Origin of the sequence: Rhizobium sophoriradicis (genome assembly GCF_025200795.1) — a bacterium.
Classification (GTDB): Bacteria; Pseudomonadota; Alphaproteobacteria; order Rhizobiales; family Rhizobiaceae; genus Rhizobium; species Rhizobium sophoriradicis.
Genome location: NZ_CP104152.1, coordinates 663,252 through 687,734 on the forward strand (window position 1 = coordinate 663,252; position 24,483 = coordinate 687,734).

Annotated in this window: 17 protein-coding genes, 1 tRNA gene and 2 pseudogenes; 9 read left to right on the top strand and 11 right to left on the bottom strand. The window is 60.7% G+C overall.

Translation table 11 applies throughout. The annotated features are described in order from the left end of the window. Positions 1-273 precede the first annotated feature (273 nt). Genes N2597_RS03180 through N2597_RS03190 form a run of 3 tightly spaced genes read right to left on the bottom strand, consistent with a single transcriptional unit; the run spans position 274 to position 3,371 of the window. Positions 274-1,995 (bottom strand): saccharopine dehydrogenase family protein, encoded by a 1,722-nt coding sequence (locus N2597_RS03180; RefSeq protein ID WP_183599141.1) that lies wholly within the window; start codon positions 1,993-1,995, stop codon positions 274-276. After that, on the bottom strand, positions 1,992-2,441 hold the full coding sequence (locus N2597_RS03185; protein ID WP_183599139.1) for a thiol-disulfide oxidoreductase DCC family protein: 450 nt from the start codon (positions 2,439-2,441) through the stop codon (positions 1,992-1,994). The genes N2597_RS03180 and N2597_RS03185 overlap by 4 nt, the downstream gene beginning before the upstream one ends. 21 nt (positions 2,442-2,462) lie before the next feature. Next, on the bottom strand, positions 2,463-3,371 hold the full coding sequence (locus N2597_RS03190) for an MBL fold metallo-hydrolase (RefSeq protein ID WP_183599175.1): 909 nt from the start codon (positions 3,369-3,371) through the stop codon (positions 2,463-2,465). Positions 3,372-3,536: 165 nt separating this feature from the next. Between N2597_RS03190 and N2597_RS03195 the strand changes: the two genes are divergently transcribed. Together N2597_RS03195 and N2597_RS03200 are read left to right on the top strand one after the other, a co-directional pair. Beyond that, positions 3,537-3,611, top strand: a tRNA-Gln gene (locus tag N2597_RS03195). A 429-nt stretch (positions 3,612-4,040) separates the two neighbouring features. Next, positions 4,041-5,474 (top strand): DUF8370 family protein, encoded by a 1,434-nt coding sequence (locus N2597_RS03200; protein WP_183599137.1) that lies wholly within the window; start codon positions 4,041-4,043, stop codon positions 5,472-5,474. 112 nt (positions 5,475-5,586) lie between these two features. On the opposite strand, the gene N2597_RS03205 is transcribed toward N2597_RS03200, so the two are convergent. From N2597_RS03205 to N2597_RS03215, 3 genes and pseudogenes are all read right to left on the bottom strand, one after another. Next, on the bottom strand, positions 5,587-8,442 hold the full coding sequence (locus N2597_RS03205) for a class I SAM-dependent DNA methyltransferase (RefSeq protein ID WP_183599135.1): 2,856 nt from the start codon (positions 8,440-8,442) through the stop codon (positions 5,587-5,589). A 215-nt stretch (positions 8,443-8,657) separates the two neighbouring features. Beyond that, positions 8,658-9,032 (bottom strand): thermonuclease family protein, encoded by a 375-nt coding sequence (locus N2597_RS03210; protein ID WP_183599133.1) that lies wholly within the window; start codon positions 9,030-9,032, stop codon positions 8,658-8,660. A gap of 693 nt (positions 9,033-9,725) precedes the next feature. After that, positions 9,726-9,974: pseudogene (locus N2597_RS03215) on the bottom strand (SDR family NAD(P)-dependent oxidoreductase); the annotation flags it as partial. A gap of 101 nt (positions 9,975-10,075) precedes the next feature. Here N2597_RS03215 and N2597_RS03220 point away from each other — a divergent pair. The 3 genes from N2597_RS03220 (at position 10,076) to N2597_RS03230 (ending at position 12,403) form a co-directional block, all read left to right on the top strand. Further along, entirely contained in the window at positions 10,076-11,035 is a 960-nt protein-coding gene (locus N2597_RS03220) for a DUF5655 domain-containing protein (RefSeq protein ID WP_183599131.1), read from the top strand. 151 nt (positions 11,036-11,186) lie between these two features. Beyond that, on the top strand, positions 11,187-11,603 hold the full coding sequence (locus N2597_RS03225) for a hypothetical protein (protein WP_183599129.1): 417 nt from the start codon (positions 11,187-11,189) through the stop codon (positions 11,601-11,603). Next, complete coding sequence (locus tag N2597_RS03230) at positions 11,603-12,403, top strand: hypothetical protein (RefSeq protein ID WP_183599127.1); 801 nt, start codon at positions 11,603-11,605, stop codon at positions 12,401-12,403. Before N2597_RS03225 ends, N2597_RS03230 begins: the two co-directional genes overlap by 1 nt. Here the strand turns inward: N2597_RS03230 and N2597_RS03235 are convergent. The 4 genes and pseudogenes from N2597_RS03235 to N2597_RS03250 form a co-directional block, all read right to left on the bottom strand. After that, positions 12,356-12,630, bottom strand: a pseudogene (locus tag N2597_RS03235) (hypothetical protein); the annotation flags it as partial. The gene N2597_RS03230 and the pseudogene N2597_RS03235 sit on opposite strands and share 48 nt — an antisense overlap. After that, entirely contained in the window at positions 12,629-13,183 is a 555-nt protein-coding gene (locus N2597_RS03240; protein ID WP_183599125.1) for a DUF5710 domain-containing protein, read from the bottom strand. The pseudogene N2597_RS03235 and the gene N2597_RS03240, both read right to left, overlap by 2 nt. Positions 13,184-13,313: 130 nt before the next feature. After that, on the bottom strand, positions 13,314-14,093 hold the full coding sequence (locus N2597_RS03245; RefSeq protein WP_183599123.1) for an SDR family NAD(P)-dependent oxidoreductase: 780 nt from the start codon (positions 14,091-14,093) through the stop codon (positions 13,314-13,316). 387 nt (positions 14,094-14,480) lie between these two features. Then, the gene (locus N2597_RS03250; protein ID WP_183599173.1) at positions 14,481-15,095 is read right to left on the bottom strand and encodes a TetR/AcrR family transcriptional regulator; all 615 of its coding nucleotides are present in this window, start codon (positions 15,093-15,095) and stop codon (positions 14,481-14,483) included. A gap of 111 nt (positions 15,096-15,206) precedes the next feature. On the opposite strand from N2597_RS03250, the gene N2597_RS03255 reads away from it, so the two are divergent. The 3 genes from N2597_RS03255 to N2597_RS03265 all read left to right on the top strand — a co-directional run bounded on the left by N2597_RS03255 (position 15,207) and on the right by N2597_RS03265 (position 19,712). Then, entirely contained in the window at positions 15,207-15,893 is a 687-nt protein-coding gene (locus N2597_RS03255) for a PspA/IM30 family protein (RefSeq protein ID WP_183599121.1), read from the top strand. Between the two features lie 47 nt (positions 15,894-15,940). Next, on the top strand, positions 15,941-16,222 hold the full coding sequence (locus N2597_RS03260) for a YiaA/YiaB family inner membrane protein (protein ID WP_011424367.1): 282 nt from the start codon (positions 15,941-15,943) through the stop codon (positions 16,220-16,222). 94 nt (positions 16,223-16,316) lie between these two features. Then, the gene (locus N2597_RS03265; protein WP_183599119.1) at positions 16,317-19,712 is read left to right on the top strand and encodes an acyl-[ACP]--phospholipid O-acyltransferase; all 3,396 of its coding nucleotides are present in this window, start codon (positions 16,317-16,319) and stop codon (positions 19,710-19,712) included. A gap of 516 nt (positions 19,713-20,228) precedes the next feature. Here N2597_RS03265 and N2597_RS03270 read toward each other — a convergent pair. After that, positions 20,229-20,513 carry a GIY-YIG nuclease family protein gene (locus N2597_RS03270; RefSeq protein WP_039618365.1) on the bottom strand — a complete coding sequence of 95 codons (285 nt, stop codon included), beginning with the start codon at positions 20,511-20,513 and terminating at the stop codon, positions 20,229-20,231. Between the two features lie 907 nt (positions 20,514-21,420). Between N2597_RS03270 and N2597_RS03275 the strand changes: the two genes are divergently transcribed. Then, positions 21,421-24,396: an NAD(P)-dependent oxidoreductase gene (locus N2597_RS03275; protein WP_183599117.1), complete on the top strand. Its 2,976-nt coding sequence runs from the start codon at positions 21,421-21,423 to the stop codon at positions 24,394-24,396. Positions 24,397-24,483 lie beyond the last annotated feature (87 nt).

Sequence of the window (24,483 nt, forward strand, 5' to 3'; positions counted from 1 at the left end):
GGATGAGGGTGGAGAGAGGGCGCGCCGTGACGCTGGCGAGAGGGCGGCATGCGGCTGGAGATCGCCGTGCCCCTCATCCGGCTGCCGCCACCAACCGGGGTCGAGCCACGGGGCTCGACCCGTCCTGCGGACCCCCGCTTGCGGGGCGAAGGGGACAAGTCGCCACCTCTCCGTTCCCCACTAACCTCTCGCGGGGCACGTCCCCTCGCCCCGTTTACGGGGAGAGGGTTAGGGTGAGGGGCAGCCATCGGCGCATCAAGGGCCAGCATCCCCTCACTCCACCACCAACCACCCCGTATACCGCACCACCAGCCCGGTCAGCCGCCCGCCGATCTCGACGTGAAAGTGAAACCGCCCATCGCGCTCCTCCTCATAAGTCTCCCCGCCCGGCGCCAGAAACAGCGGCAGCGGAATCCCTAAAAACCGCCAGCCGCGCACCACCAGCCGCAGCCTCTGCCCCTCCGGCACCAGAGCGAGCAGCACCCGGAACGGCCCGAACACCTCGGTGAGCAGATGCCGGTCGCGGCCCTTGCCCTCCACCAGGATGCTGCGGAAGCTCTTGTCCCCGAACGTCCGCGTCCAGATCTCCCCGTCGCCCGCGGCGGCAAAGCGTACCGTCACCGGCACATCCTCACCCGCCTTGGGAAAGCCGATCAGCCGCGCCACCACCCTTGCCAGCCAGCCACCACCGCGCTCGATCTGCGCCCGGCCGGAGGCGGTGCGCGCCCCGCCGGCATGGATGGCGGCAACGGCCGGCGGCAGCCGGTCGAAGGCGCTGCCGAGAATCTGCCGGTAGAGCGGCTGGGCTTCCGCCTCGCATTCCCTGCGGATGCCGGTGGTGATCGAAAAACGCCGGAAGGCCGCCTCGAAATCGGCAAGCCGCAATTCACCGGCCGCGGCCCGCGCGCCGGGCGCCGGCCGCGCACCGGCAAGCAGCCGGCGCACCAGCACCTCGACGGCGATCACAGGAATGAACGGCCCGTCATCACCCTCGGCAATCAGATGCCAGCCCGCCGTCAGCCGCTTGCCGGCGGCATCGATGCCGCTGGCGCGCACGAACATGCCGCCGCGATGTTCGCCAAATGCAAAAGCATGGCTGGCGCGCTGCATGAGCCGCGCAAACGGCGTCAGCGACGGCAGCAGCCGCATGCGGACGAGCCGGGCGGAAAGGCCGAGCAGGCGCTGCAGCGGCTGCGGCTCGGTACCGACGCCGGTGAAGCTCGATTGCAGCCCGGCAAAACGCGCCGGCAGCAGCGCCAGATCCGGCGCATCCACCAGCAGGAATGTCCGGCTGCGCAGCGGCACCGCGCCGGGCGGCGCCACCGTCAGCCGCATCGCCTCGATCAGCCCATGCCCGCTCGACGCCTTCCCATCGCTGAGCCGCGACACCTTTTTGCCGGCATAGCTTGCGATCGCGCCGACGACATTGCGGCCGATCTTCACATGCGAGGAGGGGGCAATGCCCGCCGCCACGGCCTCGATCCGGGCAAACAGCGGCGCCATCACATCGAGTGCTGCGAAGGAAAGCGCCGGCAGGCTGCTGAGCCCGGAGAGCGCAAAAACGCCCTTCGCCCTCGCCTCGGCATCGAGCCCGCCGATCGCGGCGACAAAGCCGGTGCTGTCGGCAAGATCGGCATAATCGATATCGAGGCCGATGCAGGCGCGCACCACCTTGTAAGGGTCTTGCCCGAAGCTTTGAAACGGCCCGGAGGCATCGACGACGAGATCCGGCCGCAGCCGCGTCAGCTGTTCGGCGAGATCGCCGTCACGATCAAAGGCCACCGCCTGCAGGCTCGCCCCGAGCGCGCTGCTTCCGAGACCCTCGGATCCATCTTTCGGCGATCTGAGATCGGCAACGAAATCATCGGCCTTTTCAAGCGAGCGCCCGGCGATCAACAGCCTGAGGCGCGGTTCATCGCCAAGCAGCCGCGCCAGCCGGCCGCCAAAGGTGCCGTAGCCGCCGATGATCAGCAGCGAAAGCCGCTCGCCGCTCATGCGATGAAGCGGCTGCGCTGCTCCGCCGTCGGCACCATGCAGCTCTGGCGGCCGGCGATCTTCAGCCGGTTGCGGGCGATGAATTCATAAAGCGCATCGGCAAGGCGGCGCGGCAGCAGCCGGAAGACCTTCGCCAGCGAATAGGGAAAACCGAGGCCGGCCACCATGCGGATCGTGCCGTCCGACTTGAAGAAGGCGCGGCCGCCTTCGATCAGGATATTGGTTTCATAGTCGCGCTCATTCAGCCCATAATGCCGGTAGAGTGCTTCGCCGAGCGGCGTCTGGGCGGCGAGGAAGCGGTATCGCCGCTCACTGTCGTGCTTCAGCACGAATTTCACCCAGCCGGAGCAGAAGACGCATTCGCCATCGAAGACGATCAGCGGCTGGTCATCGGCAAAATCCGGCACATCGGCATCATCGCGATAGCTGTAAGCGGCGCGCGTCATGGTAATCTCCCCATCTCCCGCTTACAACAGCCGGTAGGTGGCGGCAAGAGAAGGCGGCCCATCCGCCGCGATCTCGCCGCGCTCGACGAGGTCCTCGATATGGGCGAGCACGGAAAGCGCGGCCGCCCCATGCAGCTTCGGATCGGTATCGCGATAGATCGCCTTCACCATCTCCGTTATCCCTCGGTCGCCCGCCCTGATGCGCTCGAGGATCGCCCGCTCGCGCTCCAGCCGGTGCGCCTTCAGGCCCCGCAGGAAGGCGTCGGGCTGCGTGACCGGCCCGCCATGGCCGGGCAGCAGCAGGCGGTCCTGGCGCTCTATCAGCCGCTCGAGCGAGGCCATGTAATCGGCCATCGAGCCATCCGGCGGTGCGACGATCGAGGTCGACCAGGCCATGACATGATCGCCGGAGAACAGGATATCGCGGCCTTCGAGCGCGAAGGCGGCATGATTGGCCGTGTGCCCCGGCGTCGGCACCGATGTCAGCGCCCAGCCATCGCCCGATAGGGTCTGACCGTCACCGAGCGCGATATCGGGCACGAAGGCGAGATCCGAGCTTTCGGAAAAGGGATTGATCTCGCCGTCCCTGAGCGGCCGCGCCGGCCGATGCGGCCCCTGGCCCACCGTCACCGCCCCCGTTGCCGCCTGCAGCCGGCGGGCCAGCGGCGAGTGGTCGCGATGGGTGTGGCTGACGAAGATATGCGTCACCTCCCGGCCGGCGAGCGCTGCCATCAGCGCGTGATAATGCGCCTCGTCCTCCGGCCCGGGATCGATGACCGCGACCGAGGAGCCGCCGACGATATAGCTGTTGGTGCCGTAAAAGGTGAAAGGCCCGGGATTCTCCGCCGTGATCCGCGCGACCTGAGGCGCCACCGGCACGGCGCGCCCATAGGCCGGCTCGAAAGCAAGGTCGAATGCGGGGCTTTCCATGAAGGCGATGATCTCGCGGCCGATGACGTCGCCCATTCCTAGCACGGCCCTTGGCACTCTGCAGCGCATAAATCTGCGGCGTACGCAACTTAGTCATTGTGACAGACGGAGAGCTTTGCTAATCAGGCGTCGATTTGAGCCGGCGCTTAGCGCCGAAAGCTCTGGTGGGGCGTAGCCAAGCGGTAAGGCAGCGGTTTTTGGTACCGCCATCCCCTGGTTCGAATCCAGGCGCCCCAGCCAGTTTTTCATCCAAGAAACTGTTCTTGACGAATTGGTTCAAGGAAAAGTTTGCAGCAGATGTTTGGGTGCACGAAGCCGTCCGAAGTAACTTGATCATATAGCGCAGGGGGTTGGCAGTTCGCCTGTGATAACGCCTGCACCGACTAAGCGCCGGCCGTGGAGGAGCGACAGAGCGGTTCCCGACGGCTTCAGAATGATATCGCGCGCCAGTTAGTCCTCCTCAGTTTACCGAAAAGGCCTTGTTCTTCGCAGGGTCGTTAGTCGCCCGGTGTTAAGGACGAAGGCTTATGTGGCGATCAAAGAAAATCGCGCAGTAACGCCGCGTGGATGTTTGGCGTTCACCAAATGGTTGTGGATAATTAACTGTTCTCCCAGAGGAGGGATTGCCAGTTTGTCGGCGACCGCGAAAGTTGGGTGCGGAGGAAAATTATGGCGCAGTTCAGTAAAGTCTTTAAGATCTCAGGAAATCAATCAACTTTTGACTTCGTAGACATCGATCTTAGTAAAGATACTCGTCTCTACCTGGATCCGTACGCAATACAGATACGGGAGGACGAATGGTCCGCGAAGTGTACTGATCACATCCGATCGTTCTTTGTCGAAGTGTTGGCAGCGCTGCGAAAGGAAAACGATCATCGTGTAATTCATCTGCTCAGCCAGCTGCATGAGCCTAACGAGACCTTCCTAGGGCAATCTAGAGGCGCGCCTAGCGGAAGAGGATGGGGCAATGACAAGGCCGCGCTATTGGCAGCAGCTCTTCGCAACAGCCGTGCCTTCAATACCGGCCTAATTAGCGACATTTCGGAGGCAGAATTGTTCATTCGTGGTGTGGGACCGGATATGATTTCCGACCTCACGACGAATATCCTTAGAGGCTTACTCGCAGAGTATACCGCTCAACAATGTGACTTGCATGGTGTCAAACTTCAACCGATAAATGCTCTCGGGCCAATCTGGAACCTGGCTAGACGAGACTGGGAAGCTCAGGCCCTTATGCTTCCCCGGCACCGCCAGCGCCCTATCCTCCTGGTTCCCAAGTTTTCCGTCCGGTTTCGCCTTAGCTTAGATAGCCAAGAATTCTACAACAAGCACATGATTGAGTTTCTGCGATCGGAATATCTACAAGCGGGTGGTGCCCTCGTCGAAACGCTTAAAAACAAGAAGAAGGTGGTATATAAGTACAAGGTCGAAGAGAAGCATCCATTAATCAAGGATGACCTGGCTGCGTTTGTGGTAATGCATCCAGAAATACTTGAGATCTATAAGGCTTTGAAAGGAGCGGCGGGACCACTCGGATCGGAAGACATCGATAAATCTTTTAACGAACGTGAGTATGCACTTCTTTTGGCCAACGCTCTCGCAGGAATTCCTACAGGTAATAAAGATGCAACCAGGTATCATGATCACGCACTCGCAATCTGCACCTTTCTTTTTTATCCCCAGCTCATAACGCCCGTTAAGGAAGCGGAGCTTCATGAGGGCCGCAAGCGGCTTGATATCAGGTTCTCGAACTCCGCCGAGGCCGGATTTTTTCATAAGATGATCGTCAGCAATCAAGCGCGGGCGGTAAGCGTGCCGGTGGAGTGCAAGAACTATCAGAAACAGATTGCAAACCCTGAGTTGGATCAGCTGTCCGGTCGATTCGGCCACCAGCGGGGCTTCTTTGGTTTGTTGCTTTGCCGATCGATGGATGACAGGGAAGCCATTATCAAGCGCTGCCGCGACACCGCAAACGACCAACGGGGATACATGCTTGTGCTGGACGATACGGACGTTATTGCTATGCTCAACTACGTGGCCGAAGGGCGCCGGCGTGAGATTGATAAGCTACTCGATGCGCGGTTCGCTGAGATAACACATTGAAAAGCAAAGTGGTCGAACGACAAGGCACAGCATAGTACATCTGACGCCGACGATTCTATTCTGCCGCTCGACCACCCGCTGCCGCCAATCGAAACAACCAAAATTGCTTTTACTAATAAGAGGCCCCAGCGAGCTTTTTTGGACGCGACCTTTGATTTTTTGAAATATCTAGCGGCGCGGAGGCTGCCTCGAAGAGTTGAAACAAATGTTCAACCCGTTCTCGCTCGAAGCGAAATCCAGAACGCCGATATAAGCGGTCAATTGCGCGGTCGAGGTTCTCATGCGCCTTGCGAAGCAAAGGCGGCATGTTATCGGCATCGTAAAGATCTTCAAGTGTGGCCTTGGGAAAAGCCAGGCGGGCGTTCAAAACTTTTTGCGCTGCCTCCTCAACAATCTTGATTTTGGTGTCCGAAAGTTCCGGCCAAGGAAAAGAGTTATAAACGGCAGGTGCATAACTGTAATCGCTCTTCATTCGACCGGTAACAGTTCGCATCCATGACATATGCATCGCTGAAGTTAGAATACCGAAATAGAGCAGCGGCGCTCCCACAATTATTTGAAGCTTGTTAGATGCGATTACCTCTGGCTGCAGCACTGCCATCGGAATGTAGTCGCGCGTTTCCGATGATACCTCAGGCAGGCCCAAATAGGATGTGTTAGGTTGGCGGTCCTGAGTAAATAGAGTCGGATATTTGGAGAAGGCTCGAACGCTTGCGGTCGGACTTTCCGAGCGACCCTTTCGAACCCGTTCAAGTCGCTCTTGGATGGCGGGCGAGTTTCGGATCTCTTTCGGGTCAGCATCTTTGAGCCATAAACACCAACGCCATTCCCCCGAAATTAGCTCGTCGCCGCCAACATAGGGCCGCAGCCATTTCTTAGCGGTCGGGTCGCGTCTCAGTAATTCATCACGACTCTCTTTGTCGAGGATCAGGTTGCTTTGCAGGGGATAATAACCCCCACCTGGCTTACGCCGCCGCGCTCCATCTGTAGGTTGGCTACCCTTGTGCATCCGCAGTTGGTTCTTCGGCGGCTTTGAGCGGGACGGGACCGCATACTGCGGACCTTCGATCAAATATCCATTTAGTCGGGAAACAGGTGAGGCGTGCGGATTTCCTCGTACATGGTCATACTCGAAAACGGTGCACTTTCGACCATCGTCCCGTGTCATTCCGACTATCACGCAATGAACGGCTGCTCGTCCCCGCGCCTCTGAATTCCATTGGAACGTTCGGTGGGCGAAGTGAATTTTGATTCCTTTACTGAAAATCCAGGGCCACAAGATGCCGCATTGTTCGCCCTGCGTAATCGAGTTTGTTGATACCAAGGCCATTTCGATATTGGAATTGAGACTCGAATACTCAACTGCTTTCCGAAACCAGCAAGTTACGTAATCAAGGCGATTTACCTGGCCTTTTTTCCCCCAGACACGGGCCATGTCCTCTTGCTGGTCTTCAGTCCGCCATTGGTGCCCGCGAAAAGGTGGATTGCCAAAGAGGAAGGAGCATTCTGCGGAAGGCAAAACCTCATTCCAATCCAACTCAAGCGCGTTGCCAACCACAATATGGGGGGAGCTCTTCAGCGGAATACGAGAGTAATAAGGGCCGAATTCCAGACTCAGTCTGTTGTTCATGATGTGGTCCATCATCCAAAGGGCAGTCTCAGCAATCCGGGCAGGAAACTCACCAATTTCGATTCCGAAAAACTGATCGACATTGATGCGAGAGAGGTTGGAGACATCAAGCGGAGCACTGAACTGGCCGCTTGCGTCTCGCTCATAATCGATCAACTCTCGAACCACCTCGATTTCAAGAAGTCTCAGTTCCCGATAAGCAATAATCAGAAAGTTTCCGCAGCCGCATGCCGGGTCAAAAAATTTCATATTCCCCAGGCGCTCTTGGAATCGTTGCAGTTCCGCTTTTCGGCGCGTGTCCTTTCGCGCCTTCAACCGTTCAAAATCCTCCCTCAAGGTGTCCAGGAACAATGGTTGGATTGTTTTGAGGATATTCGTTTCGTTCGTGTAATGTGCTCCTAGTTGCCGCCGCTCATCCCGGTCCATCACCGACTGGAAAAGACTTCCGAAGATTGCCGGGGAAATTTCTGACCAATCAAATCGGCAGGTCGCCATTAGCCGCTCTCGCATTTCGGCGTTGAACGACGGCAGACGAAGGTTTTCACCGAACAGTTGCCCGTTGATGTAGGGAAAAGCGTTAAGATCTTCATCCAACGTTTTTGGGCGGGCTCCACCTTGAGGGGTGTTAAGCGTTTGAAAAAGCTGTGCGATCCAACCGCCAAGGTCAGATCCATCGACATTGGTCCGGCGCTCCACCAAATCCTCGAATATACCTCGGGGTTCGAAGATGCCGGTATCGTCGGCAAAAAGACAAAACACGATCCGGACCAGGAAACGTTCTAGATCATGGCCAGTGTAACCCGAATCTTCCAAAGCATCATGGAGCTCACCGACGAGTTCAGCGGCCTTGATATTGACGGGGTCCTGATCCTTGAATGTCTTTTTCTCAAGCCCATTTATGAAACCAAACTTATGGGTATTCTTTGCTAATTCGTTCAAGGGGAACTTGAGTTCAGCGCCTTCGGGGCTGTCCGCTTCGAGATCGTATAGTTCGAATGTCTGAAAATCGCTGAGCAATATATACCTGGGAAGCTCATCATCTTTTAGGCTGGGAAAGTAATCTAGAGCCTGAGTTTTTGCCTTAGACAGGTCTAGCCCGATACTTTTCTGTTCGACGAGTAGTTTTCCTTTCCAAAATAGATCGATAAAGCCTCGCTTTCGAGTGTCTGCGTGTTTTACAGGTTCCTCGAACGTAGCCACTCGTCGAACGGGAACGCCGAATACATCAAAGAATTCTCGGTAGAAAAGCTGAGTTTGTCCTTTTTCATAGCCGTGTCCGGCCCATTCTCTCGAAAACCTTGCCGCTCGTGATTTTATTTCGTTCGGAGATAATGCCACTCTGCAACCCGCCAAATATTGGACAATTTTATCGCGTATTCAATCTGCTGATGCGATTCTACGCAAGCTGAACATGTCGCTTACCGAATAAATTTCCTCAACGAAATTTTTCTTAAGAGAAGTAACGGGAGCAAACCGCGATTGCTCTGCAACTCGGCGAGATGGCATACATCGCTATTAGCGCCGCCAACTCTACAGCTGACCCAGTTTCTCCGTCAGCCGCACCAGTCATTCCGCCGCTTCGGGCTCCACGCCCTGGCAAACCCTTCCCGGAGCAGAGTTTTCCCAATCTCTTCACCGTTCATTCGATAGATGTTAACGAGCGGCCGGTGGGCCTCTGTTTTGTCCACTGCGCCACTGAGCACGACACGCAATCCCTTTTCAGCCAGTAGCTCTCTCAGGCGGCGCTTTGCGATCAGGGCAAGCTTTCGCTCCTTCAAACACTTAGCGTGCGATCCGATCTCCGGCGTGTCGATGCCCGAAACGAACGGAATACCTCCCCCCAGCAGCCGCATATTTTGCCCGTCGCATTTCACGGTATCGCCATCCACTACGGTCAGCGATACGCAAATAATCAGTTCAGCTATCATTGCACGGTGCTCTTACGCGCGACGTCTGTTAGCGATCCAGTATCGCAGCAGATTTACACGTGACTTGGTCCGAGCTTGCAGGCTGAGGCTGGTTGTCAGCCGCCTGCCGTTCCGGCTCTGATTTGCAGAGAGGAAGGTTCCACAACATCGTGTAACTCTTATTTTCCAAGCAGCGCATAATGTAGCGATCCCTCAAGCCGGCATTTTCATCATACGATCTGGAGATGGCAGGGACATCGACCCTCCCACTACGGTAACAGGACGTGTTGCCTCCGATTGTCGAACAGTTCAAAGTTCCTGGATTGTAGTAGCCGGGGGTGACGCTGGTGGCCATGGATTGAGGTATCTCTTGAAACGAGGCGATTCGGCATTGGTCAAATGCCAGTTGCCTGTCACTCAGGTTCGTTCCTGCTTTGTAAGGCGTGACGGCCATAGACCTAGGAGCAGGACTATCCTGGCAGCCGGCAAGGGCGGCCAACGCGACGGCGGCCACTGCTCTGATTCTCATTGTGAGTCCCTCATTATCCCTCTCTGAGACCTAATCGCGTTCCATTAAAAGTTGCAATATGCAAACGCTACAACTGCTGCCCCTCAGCATATCGGTGCGGCTCATTCATCCCCATCACAGGAGTGGCTTTGGCTCGGCATTGCCAGATTTCCGGCGTCGTCTATCAGCGCCTCCAAAGGCGCCTTACCCCGCTCTCCGAACAGCCGAATTCCCATCAAATCCTCCAGCGTCCCCCTCAACGCATTCTGAAATCCGATATTACCAGCCTCCACCGCCGCCTCCCGGCGCTGCCGGTGATACCAATAACCGCCGCTGACCTTGGCGGTTTCTGCATCGTTTGCCGCAAGCTATGTCGGGGTGAGGTGCCCCATTTTGAGGTCGTCGGTCGCGCCGGCGGCGCCTATCTTGGTCGGCACCCAGCCGGGGTCGAGGCCCAATCCTAGCAAATCGACCCTCGCCGGCAAATTATCTGGACAAGGGCGACAAAGCGAATAGAAATTCCAGTACAATTTGCGGTCAGGCCTGGGGCAAAATTTTGAGCGATATCAAACTCTTTCATTTCGGCGGCGCGCAGGTGAGCGAGTTGCCCGGCAGCGCCATGCAGGTCGAGAAATCTCTGCAAGTTCTGTTCGAGGCTAATCTCGAGGCGCTGCTCGGCATCCGTTTCTTGGCGACCGAGCATTCGACCGGTCACGTACACGGCGGAAGGATCGATACGCTCGGCCTGGACGAGGACAACTCACCGGTCATCATCGAATACAAGCGGTCGGTGAACGAGAACGTCATCAACCAGGGCCTTTTCTACCTCGATTGGCTGCTTGATCACCGCAAGGAATTCCAGTGGTTGGCTATGGAACGCCTTGGCCAGGACGTGGCCAATTCCGTGGATTGGTCTGCTCCGCGACTGCTCTGCATCGCCGGCGACTTCACGCGCTATGACGAGCACGCCGTCAAGCAGATCGCCCGAAACATCGAGCTGATCCGCTACCGGCGGTTCGGTGAGAATCTGCTGATGTTGGAACTAGTGCATGTGCCGAAGACCGGTAAACTCAATGGCCCCAAGGTGGTAGCCGAGGCGAAAAGTCTAAGTTCCCCGCAGCCCACAGCCGATGCCAGTCAGGAAAACGACCCCTATCTCAGTCAACGGATGAGCTACCGGTTATCGCAGTCGTCGGCTGACCTTCGAGATATCTATGACGCTGTTCACCAGTTTCTGATCGGGCTCGGGGATGATGTGCAGGTAAAGGAACTGAAACTCTACACAGCATTTAAGCGGTTGAAGAATTTCGTCTGCATGGAGATCTATCCCCAGGCGCGGACTGTGACGCTTTTTCTAAAGCTCGATCCAAACACCTTGGCGCTTGAAAGCGGCTTTACGCGCGACGTCAGCAATGTTGGCCACTTTGGTACTGGTGATCTGCAGGTAACGCTGAAGTCGATGGCGGATTTTGAGAGGGCGCAGCCGTTACTGGTTCGGGCTTACGAAGGTGGGTGATCAGAGGAGCGCCACCTGTACGGAGCAGACTGCCACGCATGTCTGCTTATTGGAGACCTCATGCGAGGCCCGAAACGTCGTTGGTTGCAGATATGCTTGTTTCGAAGTCGTTTGAAGCGCTGAGGGTAGTTGAATTAGTGGGTGAAGGCACATGGCTGTGAACGAACAGGTGATGGACCTCGTTGCCGTGCTCGATAAGGAAGGGTTTTCGGTGCTGGCAGGAGAGATCTTGATGGAGATCGCGCTTGGCCGCGAAAGTGAGTTTGGGGAAGGCGACGATGCTTCGGCGCGCATTCCGATTCCGGATGACGAACAGTTGCGAGAAGCGGTCAAGCTCCTGAAGCTGCGCTTGACAGAACCTGCGCGCAGATTGGCTGAGGCGGAAAATATCGCGGGAGAATTGAACGGCGGCGGTATCGTGCCGATTATATTCATCGATACCAACGGTGAGCCGGTGGCCAAACCGGCGCCGGTGCTGGAGGGCGTGCAGGCGCGTAGCACCGAGGCGATTGACAAACTGGAGGAAGGGCTTGCCCGCCTCTTAGTCCCGCGAGATGGAGCGGCCTAGTGGCGCTGCCTTCAGCTCAAAAGCGTGAGCTCAGGAACCTTCTTAGGGCATTCCGCGCCGCTCATGGTCCCGCAGCAGTTCCTTCGGGTGCAGGCAAGGCGATGGAAGCCTGGGTCCTCATGCGGCTCGCGAGGACTGCATCAGTTTTATCTCAGTGGAACGTTAGTCTACGGCAGGGAGACGGGACACCTTTAACCCCTGGTGCCCCGTTCGCCTTACCTGCTGGCCCGTCACAAATACCAGGAAATAGCCCCCACGGACCTTCCTTTGTTTTGCTGGAACGAGTAGGCGACCCGTCGTTCAATCTTGAGCTTCGAGGCAGTGTACAGTGGAAAGGTCGAAGCGAGGCGAAACACGAGCTCGACATCTCAGTCATTCCTGCCTCGATATCCCGCACGATCCGAATGAACGGCGGCGGCTATCCGAGAGGACTGCCGATCGTCGCCATCGAGTGCAAGGACAAAACGAACAACGGAAATCTCGACGAGACGCGGCAAACCGTTGCTCGTCTTTATGATCTCGCTCTTGTCACCATGCCCACCACGATCGGCATGCCGTGCAGAATATTCGAAGACAACACCCTCACTTGCTGGGGAAGACGCAGCTCGCGTTACCTCTCCTTCTTCAAGAAGGGCACATTCGGAATCGTGCGCGCGGGAGACTTCCAATCCGGCACTGAAGCACTGGCCAATCATTATTCGATCCAGCGCCTTGGCAAGGCGTACGATCCACTGCCAAAAGGCCTTTCGAAGCTAGAGATGAGCTTCCGAGAAACGCTCTACGCAGTGAAGAGCTTTTAAAGCGCTGGAATGTGACTGCGGTCGTTGCAACCAAAGAGCATCAAACGTGCTCTCATCCCCCACCGCCGCCTGGCGCGGCTGCCGATGATGCCAGTACCCGCCGCTGACCTCGGCGGCGCCATCATTGCCCATCGCAAGCCACGTCTACGTGAGATGCCCCATCTCAAGATTGTCGGCGCGCCGGCACCGCTCATCCTGGTCGGCACGCAGTCGGGATCCACCGCACTAAACACCAAGAAAACCGAGGGCCTGCGCCTTCGAAAGTGCCGGACTGTCATCCGCCGGCAGCCACCAACTCTTGTCCGTCGGTGACCAGCGCGCCCCGATGCCCTTGGCTTCGTCCTTGCGCGCGTACGGGACCGAAAGAAGTACTCGCGCCACGTGCGGCGCTGAATCTGCATGCGCGGCTTTGTTTCCTCCTTTGCCACGTTTTCGGTCGAGGGCCGCCAGTGCTATGTCGATTGCGGGATCGTCAAGCGGTCGTAATCTCGCCTGGGCCGCCCATAGCGGCGCTTCAATTCTTCGCCATGTCTTGTAGGTACCAGCGACTGGTACTATCGCAAGGCCTTCTTTCAGACCTCCCTCAAGATCGTAGACATCCATAAGAACCGACGGATTGCCGAAGTAAGGAGCGGGCTTGGTAAACATTCCGACGCGAATGATGCGCGCAAGGGTCTGGCCCCAGGTGGTCCGACGTATCCAGAACCCTGGACCGCCGTTGGCAACGAACATTTCAAAGATATTCTGGCTATCGCTGTCTCTCCAATCATCTTTGTCCATGCTTGAGCCCTTCTTTGAAATCCCGAATATTTGCCGATATGTACATTGTAAAGAAGAGGCTAACTAGGAAAAGTCCTCGCTTGTGACTGAACTTCAAATAAAAAGCGCGAGTCCAATTGGTGTATACGCCTCACTCACCCTGTGGGAACAATTGCACACCAGTCAACTTCGCCAGCCTCCCCACCAACGCATCCTGAAACCTAATATCACCAATCTCCGCCGCCGCCTCCCGCCGCTGCCGATGATACCAATACCCGCCGCTCACCTTCGCCGCACTATCATCGCTCGTCGCCAGCCACGTCTGCGTGAGATGCCCCATCTCAAGATCATCCGGCGCGCCGGCGCCGCCCATCTTGGTCGGCACCCAGCCGGGGTCGACGGCGTTGCTGAAGACATCCGGCCAGTGGCGGGCGAGGGCGGCGGCGAGGGTGGCGATGTAGAGTTTGCTTTCCGAATAGGCCTGGCTGGCGTTCCATGGACGTCGCTTCCAGTCGATATCGTCAAGGCTGCTGCCGCCGCTGCGGTGCATGCCGCTACTGAGATAGATCAGGCGGTCGGGGCGGGTGATCCAGGCGGTGAGGAGATAGGGGGCGAGCACGTTGACCGCCAGCGTTTTCGCGTGGCCTTCCGGCGTTTCGCCGCGGCTGCGTTCGAGGTAGATGCCGGCATTGTGGATGACGGCGTCCATGCGGCCGATGGCGTTGACCTGTTCGGCGATGGAGCGCGTCTCGGCGGCGCTGGCGAGATCGCCGATGACGAGGCCGAGGGCTGCGGCTGATGTGTCCGCGATGGCGGCGGCGCGCTCGCGGGAGCGGGCGTGGAGGACGACGTCATGGCCTTCGTGCATGAGGGTGCGGGCGGCGGCAAGCCCGAGGCCATCGGTGGAACCGGTGATGAAGATGCGGCTCATGGGGTTTCCTTTCGCGGTGGCGTGGTGGGGGCAGAGTGCTTGGGTGGGGGTGCTTGGGTCAAGCCCGAGGACGACGTGGGGTCGGGGAACGCGATTGGCAAGAGCCGGTTGGTGGGCAAGTCCGTTAGAGTGTGGGTGCGGGGAGGTCGGAGCTTGGCAGGGCGCCCCCACACACTCCGTCATCCCAGGCCTTGAGCCTGGGATCCATGCGGCGAGCGCGGCGTAGGTGGCCGGCGCTGGGAAAGGCAGGGGGCACGCCCTCGTAAATTGTGTACGCCGAGTGCTGCGTGTGGATCCTCGGGTCAAGCCCGAGGATGACGGAGAGTGGGGTGGGCTCGGCGAAAACGGCAGCGTCGTCAGCCTGCGCTACTCCCCTCAACGCGATCCTCACTCTCCCTGCCGCCGCCGCTCCGCCCCGGCCGCGATCGTTTGCACCAGTTCATCCACCTCGCGCGCCAGCCGTTCCAGCGGCAATCCCACGAAGCGCCCCTCCAGGCTGATGCTGACCACGCCGTGGACGGCGCCGAAGAGGGTGCGGGCGCGGATGGCGCGGTCTTCGGGGGGCATGTCGGGTTGCAGTTCGGCGAGCGGTTCGGCGATCACGTCCATCAGGAAGAGGTGTTCGTCGAGGTGCCATTGCGGCGTCGGGCTGGTGTCGGGGGGGAAGTGGTCGAACAGCGCCTTCCAGAGGTTGCGGTGCTCGACGGCGAAGGCGAGGTAGCCCTGGGCGAGGTTGCGCAGGCGGTCGGTCGGGCTTTTGTCGCGGGCTTCGGGCAGGGTCAGCTTCGCTTCCAGCGCCTTCAGCGTAGATGAGTTGACGTGGATGACGAGCTCGGCGAGGTCGGTGAAGACGGTGTAGAGGCCGCCGAGCGCGCAGCCGGCGTCCTGGGTGATGTCGCGGGCGCGCAGATTGGTTAGCCCGTCGCGGGCGATGCGCTCGCGCGCCGCCTCGATCAGCCGGGCCTTCAGATCCTCGCGTTTTTCTTCTCGCCTGCCGGCCATTAACCATTCCACTTCGATTTTTTGAACGACGTTCAAAATTTATCTTGAACGTCGTTCATGATTCTGCCATAACAGCACTCGTGAACAACGTTCATAAACCGGAGGCAAGAAATGTTCAAACTGATTTCCATTCTTTTGCGGGGCAGGGCGCATGATGCCGAGCAGGCCTTTGCCGATCGCCACGCCGTGCCGCTGCTGGCCCAGCAGATCCGCGATGCCGCCCAGGCGATCCAGTCGGCGCGCCGCAGCGTCGCCGTCGCCATCGCCCAGAACGAGCAGGAGAAGGCGCAGCATCAGACGATCCTTTCCCGCATCGCCGATCTGGAGAGCCGTGCCTGCGCGGCGCTGGATAAGGGCAATGAGGGCCTGGCCCGCGAGGCGGCCGAGGCGATCGCCTTTCTCGAAGCCGAGCGCGATGCTTCGGTGGCGGCGCAGGCCCAGTTCACCACCTCGATCGGCAAGCTGAAGGCAATCGTGCGCTCGGCCGAGGCGCGGCTGCAGGAGCTGCAGCGCGGCGAGCGGCTGGCCCGCGCCACCGAGCAGGCGCAGAAGCTCGATGTCGCGGTCGCCGGCCCCGGCCTGGCGACGCTCGACGAGGCCGAAGAGACCCTGGCCCGGCTGCGCCTGCGCCAGGGCCAGAACGAGCTGACGGCGGCCGCACTGAAGGACATGGAAAGCGCCACGCGGCCGGCCGGCATCATCGAAAAGCTCGCCAATGCCGGCTGCGGCGCGCCGCTCACCTCATCGGCCGATGACGTGCTCGCCCGGCTGAAGAGCCGCATCACCCCGGCCGCCTGAATTCATCCATCCAACCATTCACCCCTAAAAATTGAAGGGTCACCAAAATGAACGACAGTTTCCAGAAACATTCCGCCAGCTGGGTCAGCTTCTCCTACATCTCCTTTGGTGCTGCCGCCTTCATGCTGGCGCTCGGCCTTTACATGATGCCGCTCGATCTCTGGGGCAAAGGCTATCTCGCCATGGGCATTTTGATGCTGGTGCAGACCACGGTGAACATCACCAAGACGCTGCGCGACAATGCCGAATCCGAGAAGCTGATCCGCAAGGTCGAGGATGCCCGCACCGAAAAACTGCTCGTCAAATTCAATCGTAGCGATGAAGATTGATCTTCCTTAACCACAGCGCAGAGTTGTTGCCGCATTCAACCAATGGGTAACAACTCTGTGGCCTTTTCATCAGGCCGAAAGAGGGACCAAGCCCGTGCAACACAATCTGATGACATCAAGGAAATTCGCGCCGCTGTTCTGGACCCAGTTCCTCACGGCCTTCAACGATAATTTTCTGAAGAACACGCTGGTGTTCCTCATTCTCTTCAAGATGTCGGCGAGCGAAGGCGCCGCCCTCGTGACGCTTGCCGGCGTCATCCTCATCGTGCCCTTCCTGCTGCTCTCCGCACTCGGCGGCGAGCTTGCCGACAAGCACGACAAGGCGAAGATCGCCGAACTCCTGAAACGCTGCGAGATCGCCATTGCCGCGCTCGCCGTCGTCGGCCTGGCCTTCTCCTCCATCTCGGTGCTGATGGTCGCGCTCTTCGGCTTCGGCGTCGTCTCGGCGCTGTTCGGGCCGATCAAATACGGCATCCTGCCCGATCATCTCGATCGCCGCGACCTGCCGAAGGCCAATGCCTGGATCGAGGGCGGCACCTTCATCGCCATCCTCGCCGGCACGATCATCGCCGCCCTGGCCTTTTCCAGCGGCGACAATGTGCTGCTGTTCGGCTCGATGATGATGGGGCTTTCGCTGCTCTGCTGGCTGGCGAGCCGGATGATCCCGCCGACCGGCTCCAAGGCGCCGGATCTTGAGATCGACCGCAATGTCATCCGCTCCAGCTATACGCTGGTCATGGAAATCCGCGAGGACAAGCGGCTGTGGCGCTCGGCGCTGATGAATTGCTGGTTCTGGCTGGTCGGCGCCTTCGTGCTGTCGATCCTGCCGACCATGGTGACCGAACTGCTCGGCGGCTCCGAGCTCGTCGTTCCCGCCTATCTCACCGTCTTCGCCATCGCCGTTGCCGTCGGTTCGGCCATTGCCGCCTGGATGTCGTCCGGCCGCATCGTGCTGCTGCCGGCCCCCGTCGGCACCGCGCTGCTCGGCCTCTTCAGCCTTGATCTCGCCTGGAACCTCTGGGGCCTGCAATCCACGAGCCATGCGACGACGTTCCTCGATTTCTTCGCCGGTCAAAACACCATCCGCGTCGCCATCGATCTCGCCGGCATGGCGATCGCGGGCGCCTTCATCGCCGTGCCCACCTTCGCCGCGCTGCAGACATGGGCGCATGAGGATCGCCGCGCCCGCGTCATCGGTGCGGCCAACGTGCTCTCGGCGCTGTTCATCACGGTCGGCCTCGGCCTCGTCGCCGTCATCCAGGCGCTCGGCGCCTCCATCCCGCAGATTCTGATCGGCCTCGGCATCCTCAATTTCGCCGTCGCCTGGCTGATGCTGAAGACGCTGCCGACCAATCCCTTCCGCGATTTCATCTCGATCCTGTTCCGCGCCTTCATGCGCCTCGAGGTCGAGGGCCTGGAGAATATCAAGAAGGCCGGCCGCGCGCCAATCATTGCGCTCAACCATGTCAGCCTGCTCGATGGCGCGCTCGCGCTCGCCATCACCGAGGAAGAGCCGACCTTCGCCGTCGATTACAAGATCGCCCAGGCCTGGTGGGTGCGGCCCTTCCTGAAAATGTGCAAATTCCTGCCGCTTGACCCGACCAAGCCGATGGCGACGCGCTCGCTGATCAAGGTGGTGCAGGAGGGCAGCCCGATCGGCATCTTCCCCGAGGGCCGGCTGACGGTGACCGGCACGCTGATGAAGGTTTATGACGGTGCCGCCATGGTCGCCGACAAGACCGGCTCGATGGTCGTGCCGGTCAAGATCGACGGGCTGGAGAAGAGCTATCTCTCCTATCTCAGCGACGGCAAGATCCGCCGCCGGCTGTTCCCCAAGGTCAAGGTCACCATTCTCGAGCCGGTGAAGCTCGAGGTGCCGGCCGAGCTGAAAGGCCGCAAGCGCCGCACGGCGGCAGGTGCTGCCCTCTATCAGGTGATGTCGAACCTGCTGTTTCAGACCGCCGATACCTCGTCGACCGTGCTTACCCGCGTCATTCAGGCCGGCCACGAATTCGGCATGAAAAAGCTCGCCGTCGAGGATCCGGTCACCGGCAGCCTCACCTATGGCAAGCTCTTGACCGGTGCCGCCGTGCTCGGCGCCAAATTCCGCGCCCGCTTCCCGGAGGCAAACCTCGGCGTCATGCTGCCGAATGCCAATGGCGCCGCCGCCACCATTCTCGGCGTCATGAGCGCCGGCAAGGTGCCGGCCATGCTGAACTTCACCGCGGGTGCTGCCAATATCCTCTCCGCCTGCAAGGCCGCCGAGGTGAAACATGTGCTGACCTCGCGCGCCTTCGTCGCCCAGGCGAAACTCGGCGCCGTTGTCGAGGAATTGCAAAAGCAGGTGACGATCGTCTGGCTCGATGATCTCAGAGCCGAAGTCAGCTTCGTCGACAAGATCCGCGGTCTCCTGCGCAAGGGACGGCCGCTGGTGAAACGCCAGCCGGATGATCCGGCCGTCATCCTCTTCACCTCAGGCTCGGAGGGCACGCCGAAGGGCGTGGTGCTGACCCACCGCAACATCCTGTCGAACGCCGCCCAGGCCGCCGCCCGCATCGATTTCCACAGCGGCGACAAGGTGTTCAACATCCTGCCCGTTTTCCATTCCTTCGGGCTGACGGCCGGCACCGTGCTGCCGCTGATCTCGGGCGTGCCGGTCTATTTCTATCCGTCGCCACTGCATTACCGCATCGTGCCGGAGCTGATTTATGCCTCCAACGCCACGATCATCTTCGGCACCGATACCTTCCTCAACGGTTATGCCAGGACCGCGCATCCTTATGATTTCCGTTCGATCCGCTATATCTTCTCCGGCGCCGAGCCGGTGAAGGCCTCGACCCGCAACACCTATATGGAAAAATTCGGCCTGCGCATCCTCGAAGGTTACGGCGTCACCGAGACCGCGCCTGTCATCTCCATCAACACGCCGATGTACAACCGCTCCGGCACGGTCGGCAAAATCCTGCCGGGCATGGAATGGAAGCTCGAACCGGTGCCCGGCATCGACGAGGGTGGCCGCCTGCATGTGCGCGGCGCCAATGTCATGGCCGGTTATCTGCGTGCCGAAAAGCCCGGCGTGCTCGAGCCGCTCGCCGATGGCTGGCACGACACCGGCGACATCGTCACCATCGACGAGGACGGCTTCGTCAAGATCCGCGGCCGCGCCAAACGCTTCGCCAAGATCGGCGGCGAAATGATCTCGCTCGCCGCCGTCGAGACGCTCGCCGCCGAGCTCTGGCCCGGCGCCCTCTCGGTCGTCTCGTCGCTCCCCGACCCCAAAAAGGGCGAGCGCCTGGTGCTGCTCACCGAAGCCGAAACCGCCACCCGCGCCGAATTCCTCGCCTTCGCCAAATCCAAGGGCGCCATGGACATGATGGTCCCGGCCGAGGTCACCATCGGCAAAGTGCCGGTACTCGGCTCCGGCAAGGTCGATTTCGTCGCGGCGCGCAAGCTGGCGGAGAGTGTGGGGCAGAAGGGGGAGGCGGCGTAGGCGTGAGTGGGATGCAGGGGAGGGCACCACCTCTCCTGTATCCCCGGATCACCACCTCCCTCCGTCATCCCAGGGCTTGACCCTGGGATCCATGCGGCTGGCACTGAGTGGACTGAGATGGCGTCCGACTCAGCGAGACAATTGAAGCCGCGCGCTTGGTCGTGGATCCCAGGGTCAAGCCCTGGGATGACGGAGAGTGTGGTGGGCGTCTCGCCAAACGCACCGCCAATGCGGCTTGCGACGCCGCACTCGGCTCAGCTTCATTGGCGCCCGGCGCGGCTGTGAGCCTCGGCACCACCTCTGCTCCGTCTACCCGCTGCCTCTCTCCACCGCCAACCAAGAACCACGCCTCCACCGTCAACCCGGCACTACCTCTCCTGCGCCACCAGGCACCACCTCTCCTCCGTCGACCTGGCACCACGCCTCCTCTTCCATCCCGAGCACCACTTCTCCTCCGTCATCCCAGGGCTTGACCCTGGGATCCATGCGGCCGGCACGACAGGAGCGCAGCCGGCATTACCAGAGCGTCAGATAAAGGTCATCCCACCCGGGATTCATCGCCTCGACCAGATCGAGCTTCCATTGCCGGTTCCAGCGTTTCAACGACTTCTCGCGCTGGATCGCACTGCCGATGTCCCAATGTTCCTCGTACCAGACGAGACGGGTGCAGCCATATTTCCAGGCAAAGCCCGGCGTCAGCCCCTCGCGATGTTCATGGATGCGTCGCTCCAGATCGGATGTCACGCCGATATAAAGCGTGCCGTTTTTCTGGTTCGTGACGATGTAGACATATCCTGCCATGCCGGCAGAGTGCTTGGTTGTGGATCCCAGGGTCAAGCCCTGGGATGACGGAGCGTGTGGCTGGCGTTCTCGCCAGACGCGCCGGCGAGGGAGCTTGCCGTGCTGCTCGCTTGATCGCAGCCGACGCGGCTCGTGGGTCGCGGCAACACCTCTCCACCGTCAATCCAAGCATCACCTCTCCTCCGTCATCCCAGGGCTTGACCCTGGGATCCATGCCGCTGGCACCAGGTGAACAGCGAAGGCGCCCCACTGCAGAAATAGAAGTCCGCGTCCGTGGCCGTGGATCCCAGGGTCAAGCCCTGGGATGACGGAGCGTGTAGTTGGCGTCTCGCCAAACGCACCGGCGGTGAAGCTTGCGGCGCGGCGCTCGTGGTTCGCTCATCGCGCTCGGCGCGGCTTTTGGTCCCGGCACTATCTCTGCTCCGTCGACCCCCGGCACCACCTCTCCACCCCCAACCGGGCACCACACCTCCACCGTCACCCTAGCACTACCTCTCCTCCGTCATCCCAGGGCCTGACCCTGGGATCCATGCGGCAGGCACCGGGCGAACAGCGAAGGCGTTCCATGCGGAGAAATAGAAGTCCGCGTGCTTGGTTGTGGATCCCAGGGTCAAGCCCTGGGATGACGGAGGGTGTGGTTGGCTTTGTTGCCAGACGCACCGGCGATGCAGCTTGCGGCACCACCTCTGCCGCGCCGTCCCGGGCGCCACTTATCCTCCGTCATCCCAGGACCGCCGATCTCCAGGCAGGAAAGCGCGTCGCGTCCCGCTGCCCATACGCGCATCATCAACGATACGGCCCCCAATGACGCGTTTCGCCTCTCCTGCGGCGCATATGAGGTTGTCTCGCCCGAGCAGTCGCTTCACCATGACGGCAACTTCAGCTTCGAAAAACAGACAGGCAGGCCATGACAGATATCGCGCAGATGCAGGAACAGCGATTGAACGCCCTTCGACAGACCGCGTCGGGTGCGCCGAAGCTGCCGTCCAACCCGTTTTTCGGCGTCGGGCCGATCACCGATGCGACGACCGACGAAGTCGATAGCCGCCTGCGGCGCATCGCCTTCGACGGGTGGATCGAGAAGACCTATCGCAAGTTCGACGACAGGGGCAACGATATCGGCGGCTTCACCACCGCCGAGATTTCCCGCAGCATGCATCGTGGCTATCCGGCCGATAAGATCCTCACCGACATGATGCGGGCGATCCATCGCTATTTCGGTTTTCCCAAGACCAACCGCATGGCGGTCGGGCTCGGCGGCGGCCATAGCGGTTTCACCGTCTGCATCCAGCACCTGATGAATGCCAATGACGCCGCCCAGCGCATCTATGTCGATACGCCGCGGCCGGAGAGCGATCCGTCCAAGGCCGCCGGCTTCTTCCGCCAGTCATGGGCGACGCAGCTGATCGAGATGCAACGCTTCGCCGAAAAGGGCTGCGAGAGCCGCATCCATTTCGCCGCCTCAGAGGGGGTGATCCCGACGGCGGCCGAACTTTCGGCCCTCGGCGTCTCGATCTTCGTCGGCGTCGGCCACGAGACGACAGGGGCCAATGCCTATACCAGCGCCGAGATCCACGAACTCCTGAACTGGCTCGACGGCGATCCGGCCAACCGCCATGCGGTGTTCGACGCCACCTCGATGCTCGGCGCCATGCCCTGGGAGCCGGAGCTCGTCAGCGCCGTCATGGCCAAATGCTGCCTGTTCATGCCGTTCCAGAAGGCGATCGGCGGCATATCAGGCTATTTCGTCGCCTCCTTCACGCCGCATGCTCTGGCGCTGATCGAGAAAAACCAGCAGGATCCCGCCTGGGCGATCCCGCGCCAGCTGAAGATCGCGCCGCCGATCGATCCCCGGCAGCCGTTTTCGGCCAAGCGCTCGGTCGATGCCGGCCCGTTCTACGATCCGGCCGAAGACCGCATGCTCGGCGGCGTCATCAACACCTACAGCGCGCTCGCCTTTGCCGAGACCACCTTCGGCCTGCTGCAGTCGGAAGCCCGGGTCGGCTCCGTCGTCGAGCTCAACCGCCGCTCCGCCGCCAACCGCGCCGTGATCGACGAATGGGTCAAGTCGCATCCGCTGCTGTCGCTGACCGTCGCCGATGCCGAGCGCCGCGGTGCGGCGGTGACGCTGCTGAAGGTCGAGGATACTGATATCACCGATGCCGGCATCCACGCCCGCATCATCGCCCGTTCCAAGCAGCTGCTCGGTTATGAGGGCATCACCCATCCGAACGGCGAATATGAGCCCGGCCTCGACGCGGCCCGCTACGTCAATGCCTTCCCCGGCACGCCGGGCGATTACCGCGCCTGGGTCGGCGGCATCCGCGAGCCCGACGATGTCGTGGCGCTGTTGGAAAACCTGCAATATGCCTATCTCAGAGCCAAGATCGTCGTGCTCGAGGAGGAGCTCGCCAAAAACGGCGTGACCTTCGAGGCGCCCACCAAGGCCGACGGCGCCGTGCGCAAGGACGATCCGAACCGCGCCTATACGGTGCTGATCGCCGATCTGGTGGGCTTAAGCTTCGGCGCCGACGGTGAGCCCGACTATAGCGAGGTCAAGGCCTATATCGAGGAGAAGGGCGGCAGCTTCCATCTCGGTCCGCTCGGTGATCGCGCCAGCCTCGAAAAGGGCCGCATCCATTTCTTCTACCAGCCGAATCTCAGCACCGAGGCGGAGATCCTGCCGCAGACCGACAAGGGCCAGTATGACGCGCTGATTGCGGCGGCGACCTTCATCCCGAAGGCTTCCGTCTTCCCGCTCGGCGGCGTGCGCATTGGTGCGGGCACCGGCAATATGGCCTCGGCCTGCTGGGGCGGCGGTAACGGCGAGGGCGGCGACGCGCCCCTGATGAACACGCCCGGCATCAACAGCCGGGCGACCGCCCAGATGGCTTTCAAGGCGATCCTGAAGGTCGTCCCCGACCTGCCGGTCGACAGATTGCACCGGATGGTCGCCGGCGGCGATTTCGATACCGGCCGCCAGCTTAAGGATTTCCCGACGGCAAAGCTCGAGGGCCGCAAGCTCGCCGTCCTCGGCTACGGCAATATCGGCCGTGAAGTCGCCAAGCTCGCCAAGGCCTTCGGCATGAAGGTGGCGATCTATGCCCGCGAGCATCACCGGCGCTGGATCGAGGCCGAAGGCTTCGGCTATGCCGCAAGCCCGGTCGAAGCGGCGAGCGGCGCCGACGTGCTCTCCGTCCATATCGGCCTCGGCCGCCTGGATGCATCGACCGGCACCTATTCCAATGCCGGCACCGTCGATGCCAAGGTGCTCGGCGCCATGAAGGACGGCGCCGTGCTCGTCAATTACGACCGCGGCGAAGTCGTCGATGCTGGCGCCCTCGATACCGCCCTTGCCTCCGGCAAGATCGCCCATGCGGCGATCGACGCCGACCTCTTCAGCGATGCCGCGACCGGCGCGCTCAGCGGGCCGATGCTTCCCTACCTGCCGCTCGAAGAGCGCCACAAGGGCAAGCTCGAACTCTTGCCGCACGCCGCCGCCGACACCGACCACCCCTCGCGGGTCACCGGCGCCAGGCAGGCGGTCGACCAGATCTTCGACGTCATCCGCTTCAAATCCGTCGTCAATCTCAAGGGCGACCTGCCGGAAGGCTACGTCTCCGGCGGCAGCCGCACGCCGGCCGGCATCGGCAAGGTGACGAAGCAGGTCGTCGCCGAAGCCGCCGGCAAGGCGGAACTTCTCGAGGAATTGCGCCAGGTCTCGGAAAAGATCGCCGCCATCACCGGCGCGCTCGCGGCCGTTTCCGACCGAGGGCACCAGGCGCGGATCGTCGAGCGTTACACCGGCCTGCTGGTCGAAAGCGCCGACCGGCAGCGGGCGCTGCTCGATCAGCTCGGCCTCTATGGGCCGGCGGAGGGGTGAGCTTTAGCGGCGGCTCGGCACAACGTCACACATTCGTTCCGTGCCTCTGTGCTCGAGGCCATTGGCCTCCGGGCGCGACGACTCCGG

What these genes read in the sequence shown, in the direction of transcription:
- N2597_RS03210 (WP_183599133.1), bottom strand. Translation starts at nt 9,032, where the DNA reads ATGATAGCTGAACTGATTATTTGCGTATCGCTGACCGTAGTGGATGGC.
- N2597_RS03270 (WP_039618365.1), bottom strand. Translation starts at nt 20,513, where the DNA reads ATGGCAGGATATGTCTACATCGTCACGAACCAGAAAAACGGCACGCTT.
- N2597_RS03260 (WP_011424367.1), top strand. Translation starts at nt 15,941, where the DNA reads ATGAACGACAGTTTCCAGAAACATTCCGCCAGCTGGGTCAGCTTCTCC.
- N2597_RS03245 (WP_183599123.1), bottom strand. Translation starts at nt 14,093, where the DNA reads ATGAGCCGCATCTTCATCACCGGTTCCACCGATGGCCTCGGGCTTGCC.
- N2597_RS03240 (WP_183599125.1), bottom strand. Translation starts at nt 13,183, where the DNA reads ATGGACAAAGATGATTGGAGAGACAGCGATAGCCAGAATATCTTTGAA.
- N2597_RS03225 (WP_183599129.1), top strand. Translation starts at nt 11,187, where the DNA reads ATGGCTGTGAACGAACAGGTGATGGACCTCGTTGCCGTGCTCGATAAG.
- N2597_RS03190 (WP_183599175.1), bottom strand. Translation starts at nt 3,371, where the DNA reads ATGGAAAGCCCCGCATTCGACCTTGCTTTCGAGCCGGCCTATGGGCGC.
- N2597_RS03185 (WP_183599139.1), bottom strand. Translation starts at nt 2,441, where the DNA reads ATGACGCGCGCCGCTTACAGCTATCGCGATGATGCCGATGTGCCGGAT.
- N2597_RS03180 (WP_183599141.1), bottom strand. Translation starts at nt 1,995, where the DNA reads ATGAGCGGCGAGCGGCTTTCGCTGCTGATCATCGGCGGCTACGGCACC.
- N2597_RS03200 (WP_183599137.1), top strand. Translation starts at nt 4,041, where the DNA reads ATGGCGCAGTTCAGTAAAGTCTTTAAGATCTCAGGAAATCAATCAACT.
- N2597_RS03275 (WP_183599117.1), top strand. Translation starts at nt 21,421, where the DNA reads ATGACAGATATCGCGCAGATGCAGGAACAGCGATTGAACGCCCTTCGA.
- N2597_RS03250 (WP_183599173.1), bottom strand. Translation starts at nt 15,095, where the DNA reads ATGGCCGGCAGGCGAGAAGAAAAACGCGAGGATCTGAAGGCCCGGCTG.
- N2597_RS03255 (WP_183599121.1), top strand. Translation starts at nt 15,207, where the DNA reads ATGTTCAAACTGATTTCCATTCTTTTGCGGGGCAGGGCGCATGATGCC.